This is a genomic window from Promicromonospora kroppenstedtii DSM 19349 (assembly GCF_000515355.1).
In the GTDB taxonomy this organism is placed as follows: Bacteria; Actinomycetota; Actinomycetes; order Actinomycetales; family Cellulomonadaceae; genus Promicromonospora; species Promicromonospora kroppenstedtii.
Genome location: NZ_KI911656.1, coordinates 64,922 through 70,609, shown reverse-complemented (window position 1 = coordinate 70,609; position 5,688 = coordinate 64,922). Strand labels below are relative to the sequence as shown.

Genomic DNA, 5,688 nt, shown 5'->3' with positions numbered 1-5,688 from the left:
GGACGGCGGCCCGCTCGGGTCGGGCCGGCCGGGCTGGCACATCGAGTGCGCGGTGATCGCACGCGACGGGCTCGGCCTGGCCGACGGCGAGCGGTTCGACGTCCAGGGTGGCGGGTCGGACCTGCTGTTCCCGCACCACGAGATGTCGACCTCGCACCTGCGCGTGCTGTCCCCCGCGGACGACGGCGGCGAGGCGGCCGGCGCCCGCACGCACGTGCACGCCGGCCTGGTGGCCTACCAGGGCGAGAAGATGAGCAAGTCGCTCGGCAACCTCGTGCTCGTCTCCCGGCTGCGCGACGACGGCCACGACCCGATGGCGATCCGCCTGGCCCTGCTGGCCCACCACTACCGCACCGAGTGGGAATGGGACGAGACGTCGCTGCCGGCGGGTGAGGCGCGGCTCGTGCGGTGGCGCGACGCGGTCTCGGGCAACGGTGGCCCGGAGGCCACGGAGACCCTTGCCGCGGTCCGCGCGGCCCTGGCCGACGACCTCGACGCACCGGCCGCGCTGGCCGCCGTCGACGCGTGGGCCGAGCGCTCGCTGGACCCGACCCGGGACACCTCGGCCGACGAGGAGGGCGCCCCCGGCATCATTGCCCGGACGGTGAACGCCCTGCTCGGAGTGCGTCTCTGACCCGTCGGGAAGCCGATTTCGACGCGGTTTCGGTGAGGTAGGCCAGAACCGCGTCAAGCGCTTACCGGGTTAGTTTTGACCCCTGCTTCCGTTTGCATTTAACCCGGGGCAGGATGGGGAGCATGACGGAGTACGAGGAAGACTTCACGGGTGAGACCCGGGTCACCGTCACCACGACGCCCCGGTGCAGCACGCGATACCGAGTGGTACGTAACGGGCCGGGGTACGCCCCGGTCTACGACCGCGTCGAGGACGCCGCGAGGTGTCTCGAGACATGGGTGGGCTTCCACGGGCCGGACGCCGGAGTGCGGATCGAGCCCATCTCCAGCAGCGCGTGAGCCTCACGCCGACCTGAGAACGTCGATGGCCTGGGCCCGTCAGGGCTCAGGCCATGGTTCGTCCCGGTGGTGCCGGGGCGAGGATGGCGCCGGTGGCTGGTGCCCTGGTCCAATGGACCATGGACGCAACAGAGCTTCGTGCCCGTCAGGCACCGCTGAAGGAGAAGTATCGCGCCGAGCCTCGCGCGGCGGTCACGCCGCTGCGCGCCTCGGCGACATTCGCCGACGGCGGCATCACGGCCACCGTCGGGACCTGGGCAGGGCCCGTGCGCGCGGGGCTCCACAGCGCGACGGGCGGGGACGGGACGGACGCCTGCAGCGGCGACATGCTTCTTGAGGCCCTCCTCGCCTGCGCCGGCGTCACGCTCCGCAGCGTCGCGACGGTCATGGGCGTCACGATCCGGTCGGCCGCGTTGACCGCGACCAGCTCGTTCGACGCGCGGGGCACGCTGGGGCTGGACCGGGAGGTACCCGTCGGCGTCGCCCAGGTCACCATCACGGCGGACCTCGAGACCGACGCCGACGACGCGACCCTGCAGCGGCTCAGCGCGCTGGCGGAGCGGTACTGCGTCGTCGGCCAGAGTCTCCGCGTACCGCCGTCGATCGTCGCCAGCCGGGTTCCCGCCCGGGCGTAGCCGGGGCCCAGGCGGGAACCCGGCGGGCGACCGGGGGGAGTCGTGCCAGAGCGTCAGAGCCGCTCGGGCCCGCTGTCCTTGCCGCCGCCGTCCCGGCGGCGCAGGTAGCGCTCGAACTCGCGCGCGATGGCGTCGCCGGACGCCTCGGGCAGCTCGGCGGTGTCCTTGGCCTCCTCGAGCTGGGCGACGTACTCGGAGATCTCCGAGTCCTCCGACGCCAGCTCGTCCACGCCGTGCTGCCAGGCCGCCGCGTCGTCGGGCAGCTCGCCCATCGGGACGGTCTCGCCCAGGATCTCCTCCACGCGGGTGAGGATCGCGAGCGTCGCCTTGGGCGACGGCGGGTTGGCAACGTAGTGCGGCACGGCCGCCCACAGGCTCACCGACTGCAGGTTGCGCTCGGCGGCCTCGTGCTGCAGCACCCCGACGATGCCCGTGGGGCCCTGGTAGGTGTTGGCCTCGATGTCGAGGACGGACTGCAGGCCCACGCTGTCCGAGGTCGCGGTCATCGGGATGGGCCGGGTGTGCGGCACGTCGGCCAGGAGCGCTCCGAGCGTGATCACGGTGCGGACCCCGAGCTCGTCGGCGACACGCAGGAGCTCCTCGCAGTACTTGCGCCAGCGCATCGACGGCTCGACGCCGTGCACCAGCACCACCTTGCGCTCGCCCACCTGCGCGACCGAGATCGTCGTCGTCGGCCAGGTGATGGAGCGTTTCCCGTCGTCGTCCAACGAGATGTACGGGCGGTTGACCTGGAAGTCGTGGAACTCCTCCGGGTCGAGCTCCGTCACCTTCTCGGCGCCCCACACCTCGGCCAGGTGCGTCAGCGCCGTCGTGGCGGCGCTCCCCGCGTCGTTCCACCCTTCGAAGGCAGCCAGGAGCACGGTCTGGCGAGGCGAGGCCTGCTCCGGCTGCTCGTGATGCGCGTCGGTCATCCCCCCACCCTAGGGTGTGCGGCGCTCGACGTGACCAGGGGCACGGCCGCGTTCGCGGACGGGCGAATCAGAACACCGGGACACCGGCGCGCAGCGCACCGCGCACCTGGACCTCGACCCCGCGCCAGGTGCCGGACCAGAGCGTGTAGCCCGGGTTCAGCATGCGCTGGTCGATGGCATGGTCCAGGCCCAGCGCCCGCGCGATGCTCTCGCCGTCGTCCAGGTGCCACGGCTGCAGGCACACACGCTCGGGCGTGACCGTCAGCACCTCGATCCAGTCCGCGCGGACGTGGCGCAGCAGATCGATCACATCGCCAAGACGTTCTGTGACCGACTGCGAGGCAATGGGGTTCACGAGGCTCTCCGGGACACGGGGTCGGACAGGTGGACTGACTGGTACCACCATGCGCCGGACGCATGGGACGTGCCATCGGCAGCGCTCGGGACGTTTCGGTGATAGATACGTCCCTAAGGGGGTGACACGTGAGAAACCAAAGACTGGTCGCGGCGATGAGCCAGGCGGGCCTGAGCCAGGTACGGCTCGCGGCCGCGGTGGGCGTCGACCCGAAGACCGTGGAGCGCTGGGTTGCGCAGGGGCGCACCCCGCACCCGCGCCATCGCGTCGCGGTCTCCGACGCGCTGGGCTGCGACGTCGCGGCCCTCTGGGGCGACGTCGACCGCGCGGAGGCGGCCGCCCAGGAGATCGTGGGCGTGTACCCGGCGCGGCGCGCCGTGCCGTCCGGTACGTGGCGGGCGTTCCTGGCCGGCGTCGAGCAGCGGTTCGAGATGCACGCGTTCGCGGCGACGTTCCTGCCGGACCAGACGCTCGACCTGACCACCGAGATCGTCACCATGGCGGAGCGCGGCGTGCGGGTGAGGCTGCTGCTGGGCGACCCGGACGGCGAGGCCGTCGCGGTGCGCACCCGGGAGGAGGGCGGCACGGGCCTCGCCGGGCGGATCGCGCTGGTGCTGGCCTACCTGGCTCCCGCGCTCGGCACGCCGGGCGTCGAGGTGCGGCTGCACGACCAGACGCTGTACGCCACGACCTTCCGGTTCGACGACGACCTGCTGGTCAACACGCACGTCTGGGGCTCGCCCGCCGGGGCGAACCCGCTGCTGCACCTCAAGGACGGTCCCGAGGCGTCGATGGCGCCCGCCTACCAGGCAGGCTTCGAGCGGGTCTGGAACGCCGCGCCGCCGCTGACGGTCTGGCCGCGGACGGAGGACCCGGACAGGGAGTCGTGATGTCTCGGCGCGACTACTTCGACGACCCGGCCGCGCCGGCGGTGAACTCCGTGGTCCCCTCGGTCACGGTCGCCGTGCGTGACGACGGCGGCCGCCTGCTGCTCATCCACCGGACCGACAACGACCTGTGGGCGCTGCCGGGCGGGGGCATCGACCCGGGGGAGACGGTGCGGCAGGCCGGCGTCCGGGAGACCGAGGAGGAGACGGGATACCACGTGCGGATCACGGGCCTGGTCGGGATCTACACCGATCCCCGGCATGTGATCGTCTACTCGGACGGCGAGGTCCGCGCGCAGTTCTCCATCTGCATGCGTGCCACGGTCACCGGCGGCAGCGCGCGCATCTCGCGCGAGTCCAGCGAGGTCGTGTGGCAGCCCGTGGAGCGGCTCGGTGAGCTGGAGATCCACCCGTCGATGCGGCTGCGCATCGACCACGCGGTGGACAGCACGCGCACCGAGCCGTTCCTGACCTGACGCCGCTCCTTCAGGCGAGCCGCATGCGCTCGTCGACCGTGGACACGATGCGCCGCAGCTGCGGCTCGGCGCGGTGGATGCTGCGTGAGACGAGGTGCCCCGGCGCGTAGCGGTCGTAGATGCACTCGAGGCGCTCGTCGATCGTGACGGTACGGCCCGTCGCCGAGGTGGTCATGTCGCAGTAGGTGAGCAGGTCGAGCAGCTCGCCGTCCGTGGGCGGCGGGAACTCGCCTCGCAGGTGCGCGTCGAGGTGCCGCTCACCGGCCTCCGTGAGGGCCGAGGTGTGGTGCGCCACCAGGCTCGTCAGCGCGTCGGAGGCGCCGAGGCGGCGTAGGTAACGGGCGCCGTCGAGCTGGTGCAGCCCGGTGTCGCGGGCTGCGGCGGCGTAGCCGATGTCGTGCAGGTAGGCCGCCGTGACCAGCAGCTCGGGCAGGCCCAGGGCGTGGGCCACGTGCTCCGCGCGACGTCCCACGCCGAGCGAGTGGGCGAGGCGGTCGGTGCTCGGCTCGAAGACCTCCACGAGCAGAGCCTGCGCGCCCGCGGGACCGAGGTCCCGCGGGATGGATCCTTGCATCGCTTCACCGTAGGGCGCGGGGCCGTGCACGGCGCGCCGGGCGGCGGCCCGCGCTGCGCTGCGTGCGGTGAAGAGGGCGGTCAGAGAAGGCGTTCTGGTCTCGATCATGTGCTCTCCCCCTGCGTCGTCGTCAGAGCTCTGGGCGACCCTTCGTGATCCACTCCCGCACGAGCGCCGTCGCCCGCCGGTGGCCGGCCAGCGCCTCCTCCCGGGTGGCGTGCAGCTCGGCGTGCTGCTCGGTGCAGTCGAGGCGCTCGTCCTCGGGGAGCACGCCGTCCGGGTCGAGCCGTTCGACGAACACCATCGTCTCGTAGATCAGCGGGGTGTGGTCGTCGTCGTCCTCGAGCGGTGCGGTGGTGTCGATCCCGGTCCAGACCGTGGACACGTGGTAGATCCCGATGTGGTCGCGGGCGATGTGCGCGGACCCGGCCCCGAGCCGTAGCACCGACCACTGGTCCTGCGTGATCGGGTTGCCGTCGAGGTCGTAGTACATCCGCTGCGAGAGTCGCTCGAAGAAATCGGGTCCGAACACGGTCTTTCTCCCCCTTGGGTCGGTACCGGGACTCGGCGGCCGAAACCGTCGATCGTGGGCCAGCATCGCCCAGGATGTCGATACGCGCGCGGCGGAGGTGTGGTGGCTCCGCTGGTCGGGGACGGATCGCGTGCGTTCGCCGGGGCGGGGTGTTTTCCCAGCGCACAGGCCTGGAACTCCGTTATCGTCGCGGACCGTGACCAGGCGGCGGCAGGGGGACGGGACACGCGGGACGCTCGAGCACCTCACCGGGACGGTCTGCGAGCTGACGGCGCGCGGCGAGGCCGGTGCGGCCGGGACCGACGGCGCGCGGGGTGGCGGCGCG

General features: G+C 72.3%; 8 protein-coding genes and 1 pseudogene. 5 read left to right on the top strand and 4 right to left on the bottom strand.

From position 1 onward, the window contains the following. The 3 genes and pseudogenes from PROKR_RS11025 to PROKR_RS11015 all read left to right on the top strand — a co-directional run. A pseudogene (locus tag PROKR_RS11025) lies at nt 1-634 on the top strand (cysteine--1-D-myo-inosityl 2-amino-2-deoxy-alpha-D-glucopyranoside ligase); the annotation flags it as partial. A 122-nt stretch (nt 635-756) separates the two neighbouring features. Then, nucleotides 757-972 carry a hypothetical protein gene (locus PROKR_RS11020; RefSeq protein ID WP_020014712.1) on the top strand — a complete coding sequence of 72 codons (216 nt, stop codon included), beginning with the start codon at nt 757-759 and terminating at the stop codon, nt 970-972. 119 nt (nt 973-1,091) lie between these two features. Further along, the gene (locus tag PROKR_RS11015) at nt 1,092-1,607 is read left to right on the top strand and encodes an OsmC family protein (RefSeq protein WP_036963239.1); all 516 of its coding nucleotides are present in this window, start codon (nt 1,092-1,094) and stop codon (nt 1,605-1,607) included. A 53-nt stretch (nt 1,608-1,660) separates the two neighbouring features. On the opposite strand, the gene PROKR_RS11010 is transcribed toward PROKR_RS11015, so the two are convergent. Together PROKR_RS11010 and PROKR_RS11005 are read right to left on the bottom strand one after the other, a co-directional pair. Further along, a complete protein-coding gene (locus tag PROKR_RS11010; RefSeq protein ID WP_020014713.1) occupies nt 1,661-2,539 on the bottom strand; it encodes a PAC2 family protein in 879 nt (292 codons plus the stop codon). A 67-nt stretch (nt 2,540-2,606) separates the two neighbouring features. Further along, on the bottom strand, nt 2,607-2,894 hold the full coding sequence (locus PROKR_RS11005; protein WP_020014714.1) for a hypothetical protein: 288 nt from the start codon (nt 2,892-2,894) through the stop codon (nt 2,607-2,609). A gap of 128 nt (nt 2,895-3,022) precedes the next feature. Here PROKR_RS11005 and PROKR_RS11000 point away from each other — a divergent pair, with 128 nt between their 5' ends. Continuing rightward, a complete protein-coding gene (locus tag PROKR_RS11000; protein WP_142036309.1) occupies nt 3,023-3,784 on the top strand; it encodes a helix-turn-helix domain-containing protein in 762 nt (253 codons plus the stop codon). Continuing rightward, complete coding sequence (locus PROKR_RS10995; protein WP_036963054.1) at nt 3,784-4,257, top strand: NUDIX hydrolase; 474 nt, start codon at nt 3,784-3,786, stop codon at nt 4,255-4,257. Before PROKR_RS11000 ends, PROKR_RS10995 begins: the two co-directional genes overlap by 1 nt. Nucleotides 4,258-4,267: 10 nt before the next feature. Here the strand turns inward: PROKR_RS10995 and PROKR_RS10990 are convergent, their stop codons facing one another. Further along, nucleotides 4,268-4,939 (bottom strand): HDIG domain-containing metalloprotein, encoded by a 672-nt coding sequence (locus PROKR_RS10990; protein ID WP_211240105.1) that lies wholly within the window; start codon nt 4,937-4,939, stop codon nt 4,268-4,270. Between the two features lie 22 nt (nt 4,940-4,961). After that, nucleotides 4,962-5,363, bottom strand: coding sequence for a hypothetical protein (locus PROKR_RS10985; protein ID WP_142036300.1), 402 nt, complete (start codon nt 5,361-5,363; stop codon nt 4,962-4,964). Nucleotides 5,364-5,688: the final 325 nt, after the last annotated feature.